Origin of the sequence: Frankia tisae (assembly GCF_025403405.1) — a bacterium.
Classification (GTDB): domain Bacteria; phylum Actinomycetota; class Actinomycetes; order Frankiales; family Frankiaceae; genus Frankia; species Frankia tisai.
The window spans coordinates 1-389 of record NZ_JANEZT010000862.1; the positions used below are offsets into that span (position 1 = coordinate 1).

The window sequence follows — 389 nt, forward strand, 5'->3', positions numbered from 1 at the left end:
GCGGACGACCGCGTGGACAACCTGACCTGGGACAGGGTCGCCGCCCCTGAAACGAGCGCCTTCCTGGTCCGGCTCAAGACGCCGCTGGAGCAGGCTGTCGCAATCTGGGTCGCTGACGCGCAGGGTGTCATACGGGCCGGCAGCCAGGGGTGGGACCGCGCCTCGGCCAACATCGCCGACCGGGACTTTTTTCAGGCACAGCGCGAGCGCGACGCCGGAGCCTTTGTCAGCGCTGCTTTTCAGGGCAAGGCCACGGCCAAGGCCACCTTCGCCGTCAGCCGGCGGCGGTCCACCGCCGACGGGCAGTTCGACGGCACCGTCCACATCGGGCTGGACCCGGAGTACTTCGCGCGCTTCTACGCCGACGCCGCCCCGGGCCTGCCGCACAC

At 70.7% G+C, this 389-nt stretch carries 1 protein-coding gene; it reads left to right on the top strand.

The annotated features are described in order from the left end of the window. Positions 1-12: 12 nt before the first annotated feature. Positions 13-389 (top strand): PDC sensor domain-containing protein (locus NBZ85_RS32025; RefSeq protein WP_261563536.1); only part of this gene is annotated, 377 nt, incomplete at its 3' end.